General features: G+C 56.6%; 20 protein-coding genes. 2 read left to right on the top strand and 18 right to left on the bottom strand.

From position 1 onward, the window contains the following. Positions 1–264 precede the first annotated feature (264 nt). Both VEI50_02885 and VEI50_02880 read right to left on the bottom strand, forming a co-directional pair. Positions 265–657, bottom strand: a complete 393-nt coding sequence (locus VEI50_02885; protein ID HXX74053.1) for a hypothetical protein — start codon at positions 655–657, stop codon at positions 265–267. 244 nt (positions 658–901) lie between these two features. Then, entirely contained in the window at positions 902–1315 is a 414-nt protein-coding gene (locus VEI50_02880; GenBank protein ID HXX74052.1) for an IPT/TIG domain-containing protein, read from the bottom strand. A 293-nt stretch (positions 1316–1608) separates the two neighbouring features. On the opposite strand from VEI50_02880, the gene VEI50_02875 reads away from it, so the two are divergent. Both VEI50_02875 and VEI50_02870 read left to right on the top strand, forming a co-directional pair. After that, entirely contained in the window at positions 1609–2373 is a 765-nt protein-coding gene (locus tag VEI50_02875; protein ID HXX74051.1) for a TIGR00730 family Rossman fold protein, read from the top strand. A gap of 108 nt (positions 2374–2481) precedes the next feature. Further along, positions 2482–2973, top strand: a complete 492-nt coding sequence (locus tag VEI50_02870; GenBank protein ID HXX74050.1) for a hypothetical protein — start codon at positions 2482–2484, stop codon at positions 2971–2973. Between the two features lie 131 nt (positions 2974–3104). On the opposite strand, the gene VEI50_02865 is transcribed toward VEI50_02870, so the two are convergent. The 16 genes from VEI50_02865 to VEI50_02790 form a co-directional block, all read right to left on the bottom strand. Beyond that, positions 3105–4094: a PilZ domain-containing protein gene (locus VEI50_02865; GenBank protein HXX74049.1), complete on the bottom strand. Its 990-nt coding sequence runs from the start codon at positions 4092–4094 to the stop codon at positions 3105–3107. Positions 4095–4360: 266 nt separating this feature from the next. Continuing rightward, positions 4361–4669: a DUF1272 domain-containing protein gene (locus VEI50_02860; protein HXX74048.1), complete on the bottom strand. Its 309-nt coding sequence runs from the start codon at positions 4667–4669 to the stop codon at positions 4361–4363. A gap of 92 nt (positions 4670–4761) precedes the next feature. After that, positions 4762–5532 carry a hypothetical protein gene (locus tag VEI50_02855; GenBank protein HXX74047.1) on the bottom strand — a complete coding sequence of 257 codons (771 nt, stop codon included), beginning with the start codon at positions 5530–5532 and terminating at the stop codon, positions 4762–4764. Next, positions 5529–6509: an alpha-E domain-containing protein gene (locus VEI50_02850; GenBank protein HXX74046.1), complete on the bottom strand. Its 981-nt coding sequence runs from the start codon at positions 6507–6509 to the stop codon at positions 5529–5531. The genes VEI50_02855 and VEI50_02850 overlap by 4 nt, the downstream gene beginning before the upstream one ends. Positions 6510–6581: 72 nt before the next feature. Beyond that, positions 6582–8006, bottom strand: coding sequence for a circularly permuted type 2 ATP-grasp protein (locus tag VEI50_02845; GenBank protein HXX74045.1), 1425 nt, complete (start codon positions 8004–8006; stop codon positions 6582–6584). Between the two features lie 125 nt (positions 8007–8131). Next, positions 8132–8917 (bottom strand): CBS domain-containing protein, encoded by a 786-nt coding sequence (locus VEI50_02840; GenBank protein ID HXX74044.1) that lies wholly within the window; start codon positions 8915–8917, stop codon positions 8132–8134. Positions 8918–9241: 324 nt separating this feature from the next. After that, on the bottom strand, positions 9242–10660 hold the full coding sequence (locus VEI50_02835) for a multiheme c-type cytochrome (protein ID HXX74043.1): 1419 nt from the start codon (positions 10658–10660) through the stop codon (positions 9242–9244). 96 nt (positions 10661–10756) lie between these two features. Next, positions 10757–11779 (bottom strand): cytochrome b N-terminal domain-containing protein, encoded by a 1023-nt coding sequence (locus VEI50_02830; GenBank protein ID HXX74042.1) that lies wholly within the window; start codon positions 11777–11779, stop codon positions 10757–10759. Between the two features lie 86 nt (positions 11780–11865). After that, on the bottom strand, positions 11866–12312 hold the full coding sequence (locus tag VEI50_02825) for a Rieske (2Fe-2S) protein (GenBank protein HXX74041.1): 447 nt from the start codon (positions 12310–12312) through the stop codon (positions 11866–11868). Between the two features lie 3 nt (positions 12313–12315). Continuing rightward, the gene (locus VEI50_02820; protein HXX74040.1) at positions 12316–13488 is read right to left on the bottom strand and encodes an ammonium transporter; all 1173 of its coding nucleotides are present in this window, start codon (positions 13486–13488) and stop codon (positions 12316–12318) included. Continuing rightward, positions 13485–13715, bottom strand: coding sequence for a hypothetical protein (locus VEI50_02815; protein ID HXX74039.1), 231 nt, complete (start codon positions 13713–13715; stop codon positions 13485–13487). Before VEI50_02815 ends, VEI50_02820 begins: the two co-directional genes overlap by 4 nt. Positions 13716–13726: 11 nt before the next feature. Further along, positions 13727–15088 (bottom strand): ammonium transporter, encoded by a 1362-nt coding sequence (locus VEI50_02810; protein HXX74038.1) that lies wholly within the window; start codon positions 15086–15088, stop codon positions 13727–13729. Between the two features lie 174 nt (positions 15089–15262). Further along, positions 15263–15703: a cyanase gene (gene cynS / locus VEI50_02805; GenBank protein ID HXX74037.1), complete on the bottom strand. Its 441-nt coding sequence runs from the start codon at positions 15701–15703 to the stop codon at positions 15263–15265. 27 nt (positions 15704–15730) lie between these two features. Then, positions 15731–16615 carry a nitrate ABC transporter ATP-binding protein gene (locus tag VEI50_02800; protein ID HXX74036.1) on the bottom strand — a complete coding sequence of 295 codons (885 nt, stop codon included), beginning with the start codon at positions 16613–16615 and terminating at the stop codon, positions 15731–15733. A gap of 93 nt (positions 16616–16708) precedes the next feature. Further along, positions 16709–17596, bottom strand: a complete 888-nt coding sequence (locus VEI50_02795; GenBank protein HXX74035.1) for an ABC transporter permease — start codon at positions 17594–17596, stop codon at positions 16709–16711. A 27-nt stretch (positions 17597–17623) separates the two neighbouring features. Further along, on the bottom strand, positions 17624–18859 hold the full coding sequence (locus VEI50_02790) for a CmpA/NrtA family ABC transporter substrate-binding protein (GenBank protein ID HXX74034.1): 1236 nt from the start codon (positions 18857–18859) through the stop codon (positions 17624–17626). Between the last annotated feature and the right edge of the window lie 402 nt (positions 18860–19261).

Below are 19261 nucleotides of genomic sequence, written 5' to 3'. Positions count from 1 at the left end.
GCATCACACTCCCAGCGAAGACTGTGCCAGTGACGCTGGTGGTTGTTTACCTATGATTTATTGAGTGAACAATAGATGGCGCGTTAGGGCAAGATCGAAATATGTATCAGAATGGATTCTGTTGACTGGAGAGATTGATTCACCAGCGATTGTTAGTTGACGATCAGGTCTTGCAATCCAACATCAAGAGGTTTCACGGCGCGCGGGGGCTTGAGACTTTCGCACGCTCTTTCCGTTTTGGTGATCGCAGACCGACTTTGCTGACTATCGACTATCTCCGAGCCCCCGCCGGCAGGACTTTTTCAGCGCGTGGTACATCGCCTGGTGAACAGTGAGCATATTCCACTCTCCGGGGTTCGCGTCAATTTCCGCTTTGAGCATGGTGCGGACTTGATCCGAAGACATGCCGGTCACGCAGGCATTGATCCAGCCAAGGTCGATCCCTTGCTTTCCGTAGGCGAAGGCAAGGTCGAGTCCGTCAACGACTCCAACGGCATAGGCCTGTTGTTCCCCTTTGCTTAATCCTCGCCAATCTTTTCCGCTCAAGAAGCTTTTTGGTACCAATATCGGGGCCATCTCTTTCTGAGCATTCCCCTGAGCGGTGCTTAGTAGGATTCCCAGCACCAAAAACCCAAGCCCAATAATATTTCTAAACATACGGCATCCTCCTCTTACATTCATCACGTCTTGTTCGAGGGATGTATCAGAATATCTCGACACAGTTAGGAAGAAAAGGCCGAACGATCCGTATTGTTGCAAATGAGAATTTCGGAAGGTTTATGGAGCAAATCGTGACGGTGGGAATTCCAGCAGACCTGAAGAGACGAGATAGAGGATTCGACACGTGGGAGCCAGAGGCCTCTGAGACCCCCGGCTCCTCGTGTTGATGATACAGCCGTGCCTACTTTGCCTGTACTTCAAGTTTAAATTGCGATGTACCAGCCTCGGTGGAGACCGTGACTGGAACAGAGCCAGGCAGGAGATTCGGTACGGTTGCTTCTAGCATCGTTGGGCTCACGTATGTGAACTCATTTGTGCTCTTGGAGCCAAACGACACGCTATGTAAGCACTTCTTGGTTCCAAAATTCTTACCGCTAATGGTGATCTTCTGACCCGGCTTGGCCTGATTCGGCGTCACCATGGTAATGGTCGGGTGAGAGCGATAATCGCACGTTTCCGCTTTAGCAGCCGTACTGGGGGGGGCCGAGGAGGATTTCGCATCAGCCTTTGACGCCCAGAGAAGGACCCCGATCAGACCAGCTATGACACAAAAGTACGTCACGCTGCGCTGACTATTCATAGGTTCTGTCATCATTTGTCTCCTTCCTATGCAGGGTTGAAACAGCGACAAAAACCACCTTTTTCTACGGGTGGCTTTCCTGCTTAAAGTGTAGCAGAAGTTTCTTAACCCCTAGGAGTGAGAACTTATGAGCAGAACCCAGCGTTTATGCAAACTCATTTTGCGGCGCGCGGCGTTCCAGCACTTGAGATACCAGCGAATCCTTGCCCGTCCCGTTGACACCACTCTCCTCCATCAGTAGCCTGTCCCCAATTTGCGTTCCGACTACACGCAACTTCACGCGCTGATGCAAGAAGGAGTGGCCTAATATGCAGAGACGACCGCGTAAGCCGTCATTGCTGGAACACGTCGCCGGCGTGGAAAAACAGTTTCTGTCCGGAAAGCGAGAGCGCACGGCTGATCTCGAAAGCGCCGTTCGGATCTTCCTCGAGTTTCTGCGAGGCTTCGAGTCTCTAGAAATCGGCCAGCCGTCCGTCACGGTCTTCGGGTCGGCGCGGTTCAAGCCTACCCATCCCTACTATAAAATGGCCCGTGAACTTGGCCGCACCCTAGCGAGAGCCGGCTTTGCGGTCATGACCGGCGGTGGTCCTGGTGTCATGGAGGCGGCGAACCGCGGGGCAAAGGAGGCCGGTGGTCTCAGCATCGGATGCAACATCAAACTTCCTTTCGAACAGAAGCCGAACCCGTATATAGATCGATTTGTGGAATTTGATCATTTCTTTGTCCGCAAGGTCATGCTGGTGAAGTATTCATCCGCTTTCGTCCTGATGCCGGGCGGCTTCGGCACACTGGACGAGATCTTCGAGGCTATGACACTGATGCAGACCGGGAAAATCGAGAAGTTTCCGATTGTTGTGATGGGTTCACGCTTCTGGAAAAACATGCAGGAGTTTGTCAGGAACTCGCTTGTCCAGGAGAAAACCATCAACCTCGATGATCTGGCTTTGTGGTATGCCACCGATTCGCCTAAGGAGGCCGTAACAGTCATTCAAGGAGGCCTGAAAAGACCGATCGCATTCCAGAAGCGGCGGGTGCAGCAACTCGCCAACATGGGACTGACACTGAAGCGGTGACCATCTTGGAATCTGACAAGACGGCCGTTGGCGCCGTTAGCTCGGAGAGCGGAGACATTTTCCGATTCACGACGCGCAGAGGCCCACGGGCTCGAGGAGGATATGGCCATGCTCTCTAGGATAAAACGCGAAGCCTGGCACACCGGCAGCGTCGCTCTCTATTTGTTCGTGTGCTTCGGCATCTTTACAACGCTGAAAAAGCTGTTCCTCGCCACCTATCAGATCGAATACTCCGCCCTCTTGCCGACAGTGATCGGCACTCTTGCCCTCGCGAAGGTCGTTGTACTGCTCGACATGACACCCGTCGCCGCCCGTCTCGACACCAGACATTCGATCTGGGTGGCCACGCTGTATAAGACGCTGTTCTATTGCGTCGTCAGCACCCCCGTGCTGTTCGCGGAAAGGGTGTGGCACTATTACCGAGAGAGCGGCGCGCTCGGTGAAGCTGTCCTCGAGGCGTGGACGCATATGGATCGAAACGTCGTGGCGGCCAAAGTCATCATTGTCGGCCTCGTCTTCGGCTGTTACCACCTCTACCGTGGAATCGACCGGCGTCTCGGAGAAGATACGCTCCGCCGCATGATCCTCAGCCGAGGATGAGACAGGCAATGGCGCTTCAGTTCGAGGCGGACCAGACGGGGAAAAACTCGTTGCCAAGAACCGCTTCGCGACGTGCGGAGATCAGCTGATCGGTTTGTTGCTTGCAATGACGTAGAAGCCGACGGTTATCTCTAGACCGAACGCTGCGACCCGTCCAATACTTCGACTCCGAGCGGTGTCCGTGTTCTGCATAGCTGTGCGATCTGCCGCTGCACGCCGGGGCGGACGTTCGTGAAGGCCAATCCGAATTCTTGAGGACGGCTCCAGCGAACCATCGCACCTTCGATGGTGAACGGGTTGATGGCATCCTCCGGAAAGATGCAACACTCCAACTCGGCTCCCACGGGAACGGCCACAGAACTTTTGACGCGACAGCCTCCAGGTGAAAGGTCTCGCAGCTCTCCGTCACCGGCGACCGTTCGACTCTTCGAGGAAAAATGGCTGCGCAAGCGGACGGCCACGCGGACATGCTTACGTGTTTCTTTCCTGCGAACCCGTGAGGCGGACGGAGCGCAGCGCGCCGGTGTGAGCTCCCGATGGCCATTCTGATAGCCCCCGTCTCGGAAGCTGGGACCCTGTCCTTGGCCCCCTCGAGTGCCTCCCAGCTTGTCCGCATACTGGCTGATCGAGTTCCAGGCCTGACCCAGCAGACCCAGCACATGGGGCGTCACTTGCTGCCCCAGTCTGATCAGGCCCCTGACCGCGGACTGGGACGCTAGCCGATGCTGAGGGAGCGGGCCGCGCCCACCTGAGACCAGATGTTTTATCCGCTGCTCCACGTCCTGCAATCCGGGATCCTCTTTTCTGGTCCAGCCATAGGCTTCCAGTGCTTCCGCATACCGGCCGAGTGACTCCAACGTTTGCCCCAGGAGATACAAAATGTGGGCCTTTTCTTGGGATGAGAACGTGGCCAACGTCAGAGCGCGCCGGAATGCCACGACTGCTGCTTCGCCACGGTCGGCTGACCTCAAGCACAGGGCAATCTGCACATGAGCTTTCCCTATATATCGGGGATCATCAGCCGCCAGTTTGAACTCGTCGATCGCCTCCTTGAACATTTGATTCTGCTTGAGCACGCGACCGCGCTCATAGTGCTCGAATGCGGACTTCGCCTCTGCCATGCGTGTTTCCCCCCTTCGTCACAAACCGGTATTAATGACAAATTTTGACTGATGAGGAGGGAGCAAGAACAACGCCCCGCCATAGATCCATGCTTGATTGACAAATCAATCATTTAGCCGGTTCAGTCGTGGTTCGACCGGATGAAACCGTGCACAAGACTGGTCGGAATGGTACGCGACACCGGAGGTAGCCTGATTGCAGTAAGAGGGCTTCGGCTCAAGTGAAGAAAACGGAGTACCGAATCGTTTTACCGCGTTCGGCGCTGTTATCGTTTCTCTGGCGGGATGACGGTCAGGCGTTCCGCGAATTGGGCGTGATCCTTCGGATTGATCGGCCTGTGTTTCACCGTCGTTCTGGCTGGATAGGCGACCAGAAAGTTGTCACCCTTCCAGTTCTGCGATGGTCTGATGGGCCTTGGAGCGAACCCGCCACCGCAGTTGGGACAGACGTTTCCTAAAATCTTCTCTACACAGGCCGCGCAGAACGTGCATTCGAACGAGCAGATGCGCGCGTCGAGCGAATCGGGCGGCAATGGCACATTGCAATGCTCACAGGTCGGTCTGAGCTCCAGCATGGTAGACCCTCGGTCCGTTCACTTGTTAAGTGAGCACTGATCCGTCGCAGTGTAACACGTGTCGAACGGCGGCGAGTGGCGGCGCAACGCTCTCACGAAGATACATTTCCAGAGCTATTGGAGGAAGATCTCGTAGCATGCGGCAGTGACTCCAGCAGGCGATCGACCCACTTCGACGGCAGCTTTTCCACGGAGTCGTAAATTCTGGATTGCCACCAGGACGAGATCTCGGCGAGGTCCTCTTTCTCGAACCGATGCTCGACGATGTCGAAGGTATCATGACGATACAGCACGATATCGATGGGATATTCGACGCTGGTTGAGCTGGTGCGCGTAGCATCGAAGGCGAGGAAGCCCACCTTCACAGCAAGGTCCATGCTAGAGTGGTACCGCAACACACGATCGAGGAGCGGTTTTCCATAACCGGATTCCCCGATGATGCAGTAGGGTGTGCCCTCACTTACCTCGACCCAGTTCCCTTGCGGGTAAATGAGATAGAGTTTGTGCTCCTGGTCGTTCTCTAACTGTCCGCCGACCAGAGCGTGGAGGTTGAAGGTCAGACTTGCCTTGTCGAGCGCTTCTTTATCCTCTTGCGCGACTCGACGGATCTGTGCGGCGAACACGTTGACCGCCTTAAACAGTTTGTCGAACGTCTGATCGCTTTCGCTAATGGCTTCGTCGAAGTAGGTCACGGCTTTGTCGCGCACGGAGCGTAGGCCCGATGTCATGAGAAACATCGAATGCCGTCCATGCTGATGGATGGAGACCTTCCGTGCCGTGATGCACTCCACCCCGGTCGTGACCCGAGTATCGGCAATGCCGATCAAGCCATCCTCGACTTTCATGCCCAAGCAAAACGTCATTGTGCCTCCCCTGGTAAGATTGTACTGTGAATCGGGCGCGGCGCAAAGAAGGTTTCGAAGATAGCCTCCCCGACACCGTTTAGCTGCTTTTGGAATTGATCCAGAAATTCGTGCAGACCGTCAGCAACGTATTCCTCAACATCGCCGAAGTCCAGCTGTGCGCGCAAACGACCCAGCCGTTTTTCGGCTTGGTTCTGATAGGACCCATGCTCGGAGCCGGAAATGGCATGTAACGAATCCTCGCTCTTGATGAGGCAGTACCGAATGGCTCGCGGAAACGTGGAGTCGAGGATCAAGAACGCGCTCACGTCGTTGGGCGAAATGCGGCCAAAGCGTTTGTAGTACATTTCGAGCGCGCTCGCCGACTTCAAGAGGGCGGACCACTGAATAATGTCGAACGGCGTGCCGACCTCGGCCACGGTCGGGAGCAGCATGAAGTACTTCACGTCAAGAATCCGCGAGGTCTTGTCCGCTCGTTCTAGGAGGCGGCCGAGTCTGGCAAAATGCCAGCCTTCCCCGTGCGACATGGTCGCATCGGTAATTCCCAGAAATAGATGGCTAGCAGCTTTGACCTCCATCAAAAATGTATGGAGATTGTGACTGGCCAGCCCGTGAGAGACGGCGTTTCTGACCATCAAGTGGAAACGGTTCACCTGCTCCCACATGTCGGTGGAAATTATTTCCCGGACCGATCGAGCGTTCTCTCGCGCGGCAATAAGGCAGGACAAGATCGAATTGGGATTGGCGGCATCGGAGGAGAGGAATTGAATCACGTTGTCCTTTGTTGCCTTACCAAACCGGACGCCAAAATTCTCATGATCGCCTGTGGTCGCCACCAACGGTTCCCATTGCTCGGTCGTTCCTCTTGGCAAATCAAGCGTGAGATTGAGATTGACCTCGATGAACCGGGCATAGTTCTCCGCGCGTTCGATATAGCGGTTCAACCAATAGATGGAACTCGCCACGCGGCTCAGCATCGGTGACCAGACCTTGCTCGCTTCACCATCCTGAACTCGGTACCCGTGAGAGCCCTGAGTCTGATGACGTGTTCATGAGAGGACCCACGTATCTTTGTTTCCCCCGCCTTGGGACGAATTCACCACCAGGGAACCTTTCCTCAACGCAACCCGTGTCATGCCTCCCGGTAAGACATACACATCGCGACCATACAGCACATACGGGCGCAGGTCGACATGACGCCCTTCCAAATGATCGTCCACGAGAGTTGGCACTCGCGAAAGCGCAAGGGTGGGTTGGGCGATATAGTTGCGCGGGTCGGCCTCAATGCGCCGGGCATAATCCGCTTGCTCTTGCTTCGAAGCCTGCGGCCCGATCATCATTCCATACCCTCCAGCTTCGTTGGTGGCCTTCACCACCAGTTGGTCCAAATGTTCCAAGACGTAGGTCCGGTCTTGTCTTACTGAACAGAGATAGGTTGGCACATTTTTAAGTATCGCTTCCTCCGCCAGATAGTAATTGATGATCTTTGGAACATAGGCGTAGATCGCCTTGTCGTCCGACACTCCTGTGCCGGGCGCATTGACAAGCGCCACCCGGCCTTTTTGGTAGGCCTCCATAAGACCGGGGACGCCGAGCACGGAATCTCGACGAAACACAAGGGGGTCTAAGTAGTCGTCGTTGATTCGCCTGTAGATGACGTCCACTCGCTGGGATCCTTTCGTGGTTCGCATGTGGACGTACCCATCCATCACCACGAGATCATTGGCTTCAACCAGTTCCACTCCCATCTTTTGCGCGAGCAAAGAATGTTCATAGTACGCCGAGTTGAAGATTCCTGGGGTGAGAATCACAATGGTTGGATCGGGAAGATCTGAAAGATACCGAAGTGTATCGAGGAGATGGTTCGGATAATCATCAACTGGCCGCACGCGGTACGCATGGAAGAGCTCCGGAAACGTCCGCTTCATGACCTGCCGAGCTTCTAACACATAGGCCACACCAGACGGGCACCGCAGGTTGTCCTCAAGAACGTAATACTGGCCATCCTTGATGCGGACGAGATCGATTCCAGCGATGTGACACCAGATGCCTCGCGGGGGTCTGAGGCCCCAGCACGCTTTAAGAAACCCTCTGCTGGAATAGATAAGGTCGCTGGGGATGACTCCATCTTTGACGATCTTTTGTTCTTGGTATACATCGTCAATAAATAAATTTAACGCGCGGAGGCGCTGGCAAAGCCCCGATTCGATGTGCTCCCAATCCGCCGGTTCGACGATCCGAGGCACAATGTCGAAGGGGAAGATCTGCTCATGACCGGCTTCGCTGCCATAGACGCCGAACGTCATCCCTAGGTTGAGGATCACTCGCTCTGCCGCTTGCTGGCGCTTTTTAAGTTCTCCTTCCGGCAGGGATGCAAACTTTCTCAGTAAGAGGGCGCTACCGGGTCGTGGCTGACCGATCCCCTCGTACAGCTCGTCGTAGAAATCTCCCGGGTCATACTGTGAGAATTTCATGGTAGACCACTTGTGACCGGGGCTGTCGATCTCGCCACACATCAATGACGCGCGGGTAAGGACGCGTTTCGGCGCGCCGGGGTTGGGCGGGCGAGAAGAGTGGCTTTTCAATAGCCTGGTAAGGACTACGAGCCCGAACGAGGAGCGGTCACATCTTCATACGCCCGCAACACATCCGAAATGGACAGCACGCCGATGATCGTGCGATCGGCCGTGACGGCAAGGTGGCGGATTCCTTCCTTTTTCATGACCGCGATGGCCTCGGCCAATGGTTCAGTTTCTTCAATTGTGACGACCGGCTTGCTCATGCAGGACACGACGGTCGTCGTGTTGGGATCGAGCCCCTTGGCCACGGCTTTGCGACTGAGGTCGGAATCCGTGACGATCCCGATGTAGCGCGAGCCGTCGTCCACGATCAGCGAACCGACTCGATACTTCTGCAACAACCGCCCGGCTTCTTTGATCGTGGCCGCATAATGGATGCTCCGCACATCGTGGCACATGTAGTCTTCCACAGTCCGTCGCCGTAGGGCTTGGCCGTCCAGCTCAGGTTGTCTACCCGCATGGAGACTGTAGCGCATCTCCAAGTCTGCTACGCACCCCTCGAGAATTTGGCGGCGCTGATGCAGACTTTCCCGCTCGATGTCGTGAGTTCCGCTTTCCTGCGCCTCCTCCGGCACAATCGCGGATTCGCCGGTCTTGGCATAGTAGTAGGCTTCCAATTCATCCGATGCCTGGCCGTAGACCTGGCTAATGAGTTCTTCAGCGGCCTCGTCAAACTCCTCCAGAGTGGTAGCGGGACGTTTTCGTGAGAGGAAGGGTTGAAAGAGGGTCAAATGTTTCCGAAACCGTGCAAGATTCCGTTGCAGGATATCTCGCCGTTGCAGACCGGTCCTGGTACGTCGTGGCATACAGGTCTTCTCTCCTTGGTAAGGAGGGGAGAATAGCGCATCGACCCTCACCCGCTCAAGAGGAGACTACGCTCTCTCGGCAGAGTAGCTTATCTCGCCCTGTCCCGCACGCACCTTCTCAGCGCGCCCACCCTGGGCGCGCCGAAACTCACCTTGCTTAGGTGAGTCCCCTTTCCTGCCGCGATCGACAACGGAACAACTGGGGAGTGTCCTCAACTGCGCGCATCCATCGAGCACCGCCCACTTCCATGGAAAGTCTGACTGTTCATGTGTGCGCGGTGGGCGAGCAAAGAAGGCACTCCCCAGTTGTTCCGTCTTTCTTCTTCAGCCGCCTCCGCGTTTCCCCTGCATCTCCTTCTCATAGAACTGGACCATGTCGGCGATCTCCTCTTTGGTCAGGCCCTTCTCGACCCACCTGTGGCCCTCAGTGCGAAGCATCTCTTCGGCCACCTGCGGTGACAGCTCTCGTACCAACGGCAGGAACTTGGTGTAGAAACTCTTGGCCACCTCGTAGAAGCCCTGCCAGTGCACATAGTCCGGCGCCACCTTGGAAAGTCCGTGTCTGGCCCGCCGCCCCTCGTGGTGCCAGAGTTCATAGAACACCCATTCGATCTTTTCATCGTACGGCGTCGGCGTGATCTTCTTCAGAGCCAGCAGTTTGTCCATCGCCGCTTTCGCCGGCTTGCCGAATTTGTCGTTGTACAAATTAATGCCCTCGTCCATCGAGGTGAAGAACCGGTCCACGATCTGCTCGCTGTGACAGGAAGAGCAGACTTGTCTCATCGCTTTCCGCCGGTCCTCGTAATTCTCCAGCCTGGTTGAGATCACCGGGCGGAGAGTCCAACTGATGCGATCCCCGACGTCGTGGGTGACTTCCTGAGTCGTGGTGGCGCTCATATGGCACGTGGCGCAGGTCGGATAGAGATAATCTTTTCCCGGATGCCATTTCTCCGACGGATCCGCGAGCTTCAATTTTTCCTTATTCGCTTCGTACATCACGCCGTGCTTGCTCTCGTAGTAGGCCTCGATCTGCGGATGATCCGGTCCCATATGACAGCGGCCACAGCTCTCCGGCTGCCGCGCCTGAGCGATCGAAAAACTGTGTCGCGCGTGACACGCCGAACAGGTGCCTTTGGATCCGTCGGGGTTGACCCGGCCAATGCCCGAATTCGGCCATGTGGCAGGGTGCAGCTTGCCGTTTTCCATCATTTTGATGATGCTTCCATGACAGCCCGCGCACCCAGTCGTCACGATTTCCGGCCCTTCCACGACATTGCCGAGGAAATTGTCGAGTGAACCGGTAAACTGGGCCGCCTTCGCGTGATGGGATTTGCCAAACTCCTTGGCCTCTCTGTCATGGCAACGCATGCAATCTTTCGGCGTCACCAGTGTGGAGATCAAGAACCCCTCATGATCATAGGCATCGGCGTCGCCTTTCTCGGCGCGATGGCACTCCACGCACCCGATTCCCTTCGGCGCATGGCGACTGACTTTCCAATCGTTGATGCCACCGACCGCCACATCCTTGGTCGTATGGCAATCGATACACTTCTTGTTCTCAGCCGAAACGAACGGTCTGAGGCCGCCGCCACGGCGCTCTTCGACCTGGACGTAGCCGACTCCGGTCAGAGCCAGAAACAAGATCAAGCACAGGCCACCGATCATGTAGCGGGTGAAGTTTTTCTTCCCGTTACTCGAACGGCTATCGTCGTTGTTGCTGTGCTCTGTAGTGAACTCACCCATCTGGGCCTCCTTACCAAACGGCGAGAGGCGCGAGGCAAGGGGCTAGGGGTTCGGAAACAGCTCTCTTCCCTCTCGCCCCTCGCCCCTAGCCTCTTGTTACATCTTCATATCCAAGTACATAAGGACCACCATCGCCGCGACAGCCACGGCGGCAACGACTGCATTCACCAACTCCATCGGCCATCCTCGTTCAACCAGAGCCCGGTCAACGAACGGGTACACAACGAACAGACCGGCTCCTGCCATCAGACTCCACAGGGCCATCGGTCCAGGCAACAATGAAATCCACATGTATGGAGCGGAGAAATACCAGGGAGGTGAAACATCCGACGCCACCTCCTGCGGATTGGCCGGAGGTCCGAGCACCGGCGGGAAGATCATGACGATGTCGACGATCAGCACCAGCAGCCCGACGGCGATGGCCCCCATCTTCAAGGTGTGCTCGGGATAAAATGGATGGAAGTGGCGGCTTCCTTTTACGTCCGCAAACCCCATCAAGCGCACAACCACGATATGGCCGATGACCAGGCCTCCTAGTAGCACGGGCAAGAGTTTCGTATGGAGATCGTAGAGCCTCAGCAGCGTGACGCCGGACACTTCTTCACCACCCCGTAACAGATACAACAAGGGAGTCCCGACCACGGGAAGCGTACCGATCATGTTGGTGACGACCGTCATGCCCCAATACGAGACGTTATCGAACACGAGCGAATAACCGGTAAACCCCATCGCAAACGTCACGAACAACACGATCGACCCGCTGACCCACTTCAATTCCCCCGGCGCTCGATAGGCGCGCGTGAGAAACACTCTGATCACATGGAAGAGCAAGAACAGAATCATGAGGTCCACGGAGGTCTTGTGCAGCCCCCGCACAAACCATCCGAGATAGACCTCGTTCGTGATCTGATCGACGCTTTCGTACGCCTTCTCCGGCGAGGGCACATAGTAGAACGTCAACAGCAGGCCGGTCGCGACGAGAATCCCGAAGAGCGTGAGCGGAATCGCGCCCAACGTGTAGGGCCACCATTCCAGATGCTCGGGCAGATCCTTCTGGATGTAGTCAATCCAGCTCTTCTCTCCGACGGGCTTTTCGGTCTGTGCTGCTTGAGTTGTCATTTATGCCTTCCTGCCATGCCATGCATTTAGCCTTCAGCTATCGGCCATCAGCACTTTGAGAGAAGCTGACAGCTGAACGCTGACCGCTATGCGCTCTGGATGTTCACGTACAACTGTTCTCCTCGCTTGATAATGTTGAACCGGTCGAGCGGCCGCGGAGGAGGTCCGGAGATGTTCCGGCCTGTCTTGTCAAAGACTCCCTGGTGACAAGGACAGACGAATTGCTCCCGCTCTTTGCTCCAGGAGACGAGACACCCAAGGTCCGTGCAACGCCGGGAGAACGCCACGGTTCCTTCATTCGTTCTCAGCACCAACATCTTGTGGCCTCCGAGATCCACCGGAACGGCTTCACCCATTGGAATCTTGGATTCGGCGCCGATCAACACCGTCTCCGCCTGCCGCTCCCGGCGATTCGGCATCAGAAACTGAAGGAACCGAAATCCGAGCGTCCCCACGCCGAACAGGAGTCCAAACCCCATCACCGCCTGACTGAGAAATTGGCGTCGACCGGCATCATCGTGAACAACGGCCATGGCTTACCCTGTGTATCCTTTCTCTCCGTGTTGATGGAGGTCCAGCCCCATGATCTCGGCCTCTTCATCCACGCGCGGCGACAGGATCAACATGAGCGCTCTGACCAACACCCAGCTCATTATCCCGGCCACCGTCCATGCGACGAGTGCGGCGACCATTTGAATAAAGAATTGATAGGGATAGCCGTAGAATAGTCCGTCGCTTCCACTCGGGTTGACTTGGGTCGACGCAAACAGACCAGTGGCGATCACGCCCCACGTTCCTCCGACGCCGTGCATACCGAAGACATCCAACGAATCGTCGTAGCTCAGAATCAATTTGACGTAATTGACGACCATGTAGCAGAACCCCCCCGCCCCTATCCCGATCACGATCGCTGAAAGGGGGCTCACGTAACCAGCGCCAGGAGAGATCGCCACGAGTCCTGCGACCGCTCCGCTCACCGTTCCTAACGCCGTCGGCTTGTCCCGCTGCAGCCACTCCACCGCCATCCAGGTCAGCGAAGCCGCGACCGCCGACATCTGAATTGCCACAAACGCGCCGGTGGCCGTCGCCATCGACGTCGCGGCATGGGCACCCGTGAACCCGAACCAGCCCACCCACATCAAGGCCGCTCCGCAGAATGAGAAGGGCAGATGGTTTGGCATCATTTCGATTCGTCCATACCCTTTGCGGGGACCGATCACCATCGCCGCCACTAACGCGCTGACGCCGGCACTGATGTGAATCACGGCACCGCCGGCGAAATCGAGTCCTCCCGAATTGGCCAGCCACCCGTTTCCCCAGAACCAATGCGCCAACGGAATGAACACAGCAACGACCCACAGCAGCCCGAAGAGAAGAAAAAATGAAAATCGAACTCGTTCCACGATTCCCCCGGCCACTAATGCCAACGCAATCGCTGCCATCATCCCGTGATACACCAGCCGCAACGGCTCCATACCTGCCTCGCGACCAATCGGGCTGCCTGTCTCTCGGCCGAACGCCAGCGCATCGCCGAAGAGTCCCCATTCAATGGAGACAAGCGCCAGCGCGACGAACGGCAGCGCGATGGTGTTCATGACGTTCTTCTTCCGCACCATGCCGCCGTAGAAAAGGGCAACGCCCGGCACGGTCAGCACCAGCAATGTCGTGGAAATCAATAGCCACAACGTCTGATCGGAGAACTGCGTCATGCGTTCGCCACACTCAGAGACACTTGGTACTCGCTGGGTGCGATCAGCTCAATGGCCACCTCGCGAGACCGGCTGAGATGATCCACCGCCATCAGTACCTGCGCCCAACTCATATCGGGAAGCGTGCACAGGCTTTCGAGCGTCTGTGGCCCATTTTCGCGCAGCACTTCCAGGAGTCGTTGCTCACTCGCGGATCTGTCAGTCCTCTCCAGTGACATTATGTTCATACCTCCTCCTTCTATGAGTAAGCCCGTTCGTTGTGTTGGCTGATATCGAGGCCCATTCGTTCTTCTTCCGGCTGAACGCGCAGCCCGACCGCCCGATCGACAAGCTTGAGAATGACGAACGTCCCGAGAGCGGAGAACACGACGACAACCATGGCCGTCAGAACCTGCGCGCCGAAGAACGCCGCGTTCCCAAACATCAATCCATCCGCACCTCCTGGATTTACCGCTTTGGAGGCCAGGACACCGGTCATGAGAATACCCACCACGCCGGAGACACCGTGAATCCCGACCACATCCAGAGAGTCGTCATAGCCAAACCGCCCCTTCTTCATGATGGCAAGGTAGGAGAGCCCGCCGGCAACCAGCCCGATCAGGAGCGCGGAAAACGGGCTGACATATCCAGCCCCCGGCGTGACCATGGCTAATCCAGCGATGGCACCGCTGGCGATGCCGAGGACGGTAGGCGCGCCACGATGCCACCATTCGACTGCCATCCAGCCCAGCGCCGCCGTGACTGCAGCGGTATGCGTCGCCACAAATGCAACGACGGCGGTCTCATTGGCACCTAGTGCGCTGCCCGCGTTAAATCCGAACCATCCGAACCACAGGAGTCCTGTTCCCAACAGCACCATCGGCAGGTTGTGCGGCGCCATGTAATCCACTCCGTACCCCTGGCGAGATCCCAGGACCAACGCACAGACCAAGGCGCTGATTCCCGAACTGATGTGCACGACCGCACCGCCGGCAAAGTCCAGCGCTCCCAATCCCGCCAGCCAGCCGCCTCCCCACAGCCAATGGGCGATGGGGCAATAGATGAGAAGAGACCAGAGTGCGGAAAAGATCAGTAGCGCGCTGAACTTCATCCGTTCGGCAAAGGCTCCGGTAATCAGGGCAGGAGTGATCGCCGCAAACATCAGTTGAAAGACCATGAAGGCCTGATGCGGGATCGTCGGCCCATAGGTCGCATGGGGAGTCAGCCCGACTCCGCTCAAGCCGACCCAGTCGAGGTTACCGATCAGCCCCCTCACGTCCGGACCGAAGGCCAGACTATAGCCCCCCAATACCCACAGCAGACTGACGAGGCACAAGATCACAAAACTGTGCATGATCGTGCCAAGAACGTTCTTGCTCCGTACCAGCCCACCGTAGAACAACGCTAAACCGGGGACGATCATCGCCAACACCAGTGCGGAAGAAATCAACACCCATGCGGTATCCGCTCCACTCATCGTTAACACCCCCGCTCCCAGCGTGCCCGTCTCCGCCCGGCTCAATTCCGGCGCGATGACTCCCAGACCTGCGGCGAACATCGCCGTTCGTACCCACGTTCCCATCCATGTCCACATGAGCCGCTCCGTTCTCTTGACCGTCATCGCATCAACTCCACAAACAGAAAGGGGCCCACCACTCAAAACGAATGACGGACGCCCTTGTCCGATTTGCATGGTACGGAGGGTACGAGCCGAGGACTTCATCGTCCCAGCTCTTGCCGCCAGCGTGCGTTCAGTGTTGCTCTCTTGTATCGCTTCGGTTTTCGGTCCTCCGAATTAGAACGTTTTGTACTCCAGCCACTTGCCGTTCAGCGTGATCTTGCACCGGGCTTCTCCTTGACTGCCCGTCACTTTTTCCATGTCCAGCGTGAAGTCGATCGCGCTCATGATGCCGTCGCCGAACATTTCGTTTGCCTGCTCGCGCATCGAATCTCCATAGACCCCGATGATTTCCATCAAGCGATACTTGAAGGGATCAGTCGTATTCGGGAAATCGGTGCGGACTGGGAACTTGCTCAACGAGGTGGTCAATTCAGCATCCAGGCCCAACAGATCGCCGACCTTTTTCGCTTCCTCTGCCGGCAGTTTGTGATTCCCCTGCAACACCGCTGCCACGAACGTTGGATTCCTCCCGACAGCTTTAGCGACGTCCGCAATCGTGACTTTTTTGGCGAGTCGCTTCGCCTTGATCGCCTTTCTCACCGCATCCTTCTCCATGATCCTCCTCCTGGTGTCTGTAATGCGCTACAGCACCGTGAGCTGCGCACGAGGTGATTCTTTCTCGAAATTCACTTCCACTGGAGCCACGCTGACAGAGGCCTCTGCCGGCGTGGCCTCATCGCTCGGTTCATGCTTTGCGTGTCGAACCAGGAAATGAATGATGTGATTTCTGATTCGATAGTAATGCGGGTGCTCGATGATGGTCGCACGCGAACGAGGCCGTGGAACCGTCACGTCGACAATTTCCGCGATGCGCGCCTCCGGACCGTTGGTCATGAGCATGATACGGTCGGACAGCAAGATAGCCTCATCCACGTCGTGGGTGACCATGAAGACGGTGTTTCGGGAGGTGTTCCACATTTGGATCAGTTCCTCCTGAATCACCCCTCTGGTCAACGCATCGATTTGGGCGAACGGCTCATCCAACAACAACACTTTCGGCTCGATCGAGAAGGCTCGCGCCAACCCGACCCGTTGCTTCATGCCACCCGAGAGGGCCGTCGGTCGTTTGTTCTCAGCCCCTGTGAGTCCCACCAAGGCAATATATTTATGAACATGCGCAGTCACTTGCTCGCGGTTCCAATCCGGATAGGCCGACCGGACCGCCAATGCGATGTTTTCAAACACCGTCATCCACGGCATGAGCGCGAAGTTCTGAAAGACGACCATGCGGTCCAACCCCGGACCCGATGCTTCCCGTCCGTTGAGTATGACGCCGCCTTCGGACATCGTCTCCAAACCGGCGATGATGTTCAGCAACGTGCTCTTGCCGCAACCGGAATGGCCGATGGTTGTGACGAATTCACCCTTCTCGATCTTGATCGTCACGTCCCTGAAAATGCAGACCTCCCCCTCTCCCGACGGGTTCGGGAAATATTTGGTCGCATGATCGACTTGAAGAAAGGCCATGGATTAATCCTTGGACACAGCTGTCAGCCTTCGGCGCTCAGCTATCAGCTGAAGAGATCCGCGCTGACTGCTGATTGCTGATGGCTTCACCGCTCACTCCTGGTACGTAACCAGACCCGCCAGCTTGTTAAACCCTGAATCCAGGATCACTCCGACGAACCCGACCACCAGGATCGCAAAAATCACCCCCGCGATGTCGAGGTTATTCCATTCGATCCAGCTCAAGTAGCCGACGCCCAGTTCTCCCAGCAGCATCTCGGCCGGCACAACCGCTACGAGTGCGCTTCCGAATGAAATCCGCAGGCCGTTAACGATGGTCGGTGCCGCTCCCGGCAGGATGACTTTGAAAAGCCGCTTAATCCAGGAGAGTTGCAGAATGGCAGCGACATGCAAGTAGTCCTTCCGCAACGAATTGACCCCAAACGCCGTCGTGGCCAGGGTGGGCCAGAGCGCCGCCATGAAGACCACGAGCACCGCCGTCCATTTCGGGTCCTTCACCGTATACAGCAACAAGGGCATCCATGCTAACGGAGAGATCGGCTTGAGAATCTGAATGTACGGATTGACCGCGCGAAACAGGACTTTGTTCAGCCCGAGCAGAATGCCCAGCATGATGGCGACGATCGAGGCCGCGAGAAATCCCGCGGCGAACCGCGAGACCGTATACCCCACCAAATACGCGATCCCATGGTCGTTCGTTCCTTTTTTCTCGAACGCCTCGGCCAGCTCGGTCCTGGCCTTTTCCAGTACCGCCAAGGGACCGGGCACTCCCTTCACTTTTTCCTTTTCCGGATTCCACGTATATCCACCGTCAGACGTTCTGACGATGTCGCCATTGAATTCCATCAGTTGGAGTTGTTCCTCAGACATACCCCGCGCATCAAACGTCGGCCTCATCGTAAAAAAATGCCACCCCAGGACAAACACCGTGAGGAGAAATCCTGAGATCAACCACGGATTGTTTTGTGTTCCGCTCGGCATCAAATGTCCTCTCGTGGGCTGGGCCCGTTACGCCATGCTATGGATGGCAAAACTCTTCACGTAGGCGTCGGCTTGGTCCGGGTCGAACACCTTGCCCATGATCGTGTGTTTCATACTCGTCGATTGATGCGTCGGGTAGCCGAGTTCCTTCGCGATGCGATCGCAATCGGCAGCACGATAGACCTGTTCCGCAACCGCTTTATAGTTCACGTCTCCTTTGAGATGGCCCCAGCGCTTCATTTGGGTCATGATCCAAATCGCCATGGAATGCCAGGGATACGGATCGAAATCGATCCGGTTCGGTTCTTTCTTGATCGCGCCGAGTCCGTCGGCATAGGTACCGGTCAACACCTGTTCCAAAACCGTCACGGGCTGGTTGAGATAATTGGTCGGGGCGATTGCTGCCGCGATTTCCTTCCGGTGCGACGGGTCGGACGCGTAATGAGTCGCGTCCACGATTGCCCGCCACATAGCAAGAAACGTGTTTGGGTATGTCGTCGCGAATTCTTTGGTCACGGTAAAGGCGCAACAGGGATGCCGGTCCCAGATCTCCTTGGACAGTTTGTAGATGAACCCGACGTTTTCGTAGACGGCGCGCTGATTGAACGGATCCGGTCCCAGATACCCGTCCACGTTTCCGGCTTTAAGGTTTGCCACCATTTCGGGCGGCGGCACAACACGAATCTGCACATCCTTGTCAGGATGGACCCCGCCTTCAGCCAGGAAATACCGAAGCAGGTAATTGTGCATGGAGAAATCGAACGGCACGCAAAACCGGAAGCCCTTCATATCCGCCGCCGTCTTGACACCTTTGTGCTTGATGTGCAGCGTAATCGCCTGTCCGTTGATGTTCTCGACCGCGGGCATGTAGATGGGTGTCGGTACTGATCCGGCCCCCAACGTGATCGCCAGCGGCATGGGCGTCAGCATGTGGGCCGCGTCAACTTCCTTGTTCACGGCCCAGTCTCGGATCATTGCCCAGCCCGCGGCCCGTTTCACCGACGCGTTGAGTCCGTGTTTCTTGTAGAACCCCAAAGGCTCCGCCATGATGATGGGAGTCCCGCAGGTGATCGGGATGAAGCCGACCACGACGTCCTTCTTTTCCGGCTTTCCGACCGGATCGGCCGCGAAGGCATTGAGCTTGTCGAGCGGAAGTACCTCTCCGATCAGGGTGACCAACGCAGCTCCGCCAAGCCCTGCCAGCAATTGCCGACGCGTCGGCCCCGCAGCTTGCAACACCGCTGCAACGACGGATTGTTCCATCGTTCGGTCAAAGTACTCCTCGGAGGACGGTATTACAGACTCGTGCGGGTTTACGTTGTCCGTGCTGTTACTGCGCCTATTCGACATGACCGGACTCCCTTCTGTCTCGACGCCTTATCCGACACTGGAACGAATGCGACTAAGCCGCTTCCACGTTCTCGCAAAAAAGAAAACGCCCTCTCCCGCTCAAGCGGGAAAGGACGTCATTGTCCGACACGATGGGATAGCATCTACCCCATCCCTGGAGACATCGCCGTCTCCAGCCTTAGATATGGCGTAATAAAAAAGCGTCCGTCACTCTTTTCAGAATGACGGACGCCATTGTCCGTGCTCGATTTTCACGAGCCTCTCTCGAAGCGTCATTGCCCCGAGTCAGCTCCTGGACGGAACTTGTACCATGGT

Source organism: Nitrospiraceae bacterium, assembly GCA_035623075.1.
In the GTDB taxonomy this organism is placed as follows: domain Bacteria; phylum Nitrospirota; class Nitrospiria; order Nitrospirales; family Nitrospiraceae; genus DASPUC01.
The sequence above is the reverse complement of the archived record's forward strand: the minus strand, read 5'-3'. Positions and strand labels throughout refer to the sequence as shown.